The sequence below is a fragment of the Ottowia cancrivicina genome (genome assembly GCF_029813755.1).
GTDB lineage: Bacteria > Pseudomonadota > Gammaproteobacteria > Burkholderiales > Burkholderiaceae_C > Ottowia > Ottowia massiliensis.
In genome coordinates this window covers 1-715 of sequence record NZ_JARVII010000084.1, presented here as the reverse complement: position 1 = coordinate 715, position 715 = coordinate 1, and the positions used below count along the sequence as shown (strand labels likewise).

General features: G+C 38.7%; 2 protein-coding genes. Both read left to right on the top strand.

Annotated elements, in window-relative coordinates:
• Positions 1-481: hypothetical protein (locus QB898_RS13140; RefSeq protein WP_279525310.1), on the top strand; the 481-nt coding region annotated here is incomplete at its 5' end.
• Positions 474-715 (top strand): hypothetical protein (locus tag QB898_RS13135; protein WP_279525309.1); only part of this gene is annotated, 242 nt, incomplete at its 3' end. The genes QB898_RS13140 and QB898_RS13135, both read left to right, overlap by 8 nt.

The window sequence follows — 715 nt, the reverse complement described above, 5'->3', positions numbered from 1 at the left end:
CGTGATTGCCGCATTCATCAGTAACCGGTTGATCAAGATTTTCGGGTGGTCACTATCTCCTAATAAATTTTTTCTTCTGCATGCAGGGGTTTTTGCTGGCATATTGTGCATATTGTTTTTTGATCATATTGTTGGAGTAATTCAATTTAAATATTTATGTCGAAGTAAAATGGCAATAGAACTCGCGTCAAACTGGAAAGAGGTAAAACGGGCAAAATTAGGACCATATGAAAATTTGCGACTTGGTCATCACGGATATATGATTCCTGTTTCTTGTGCAAAGATGAAATATCAAGATGCAGATACAGGGAAAACTTTTTTATCATTTGTCTATTGTGATAGAGAGGCGGGAGTGTTATTTAGGAAACTGGCATGGGATAGCAGTTCAATTGGGGACTCTTGTTTCCCAAAAAATTCGAGCAATATTGCTCATATGGTTAATCTTAATGTTCTTTTGAAGAAAGGGGAGCGAAATGAGTAAAGTTTCACCTATTTACATCAATGCTTTGCTCGCTGACGTGGCATATATTGATTTGCCTATGGGGGAGCTGGAATCAGATCCCAATAGCTTTAATAAGCTATCTAAACGTATGACACCTCAATTGGCAAGATTCATTGCTGATAATTTTGAGGTAATCGATAATAGGTACGCTTCAGAATATCACGAATCCGGTTTTGACGCCATTGTCTGGAAAGGCCGCCAAGGCACGCCCTA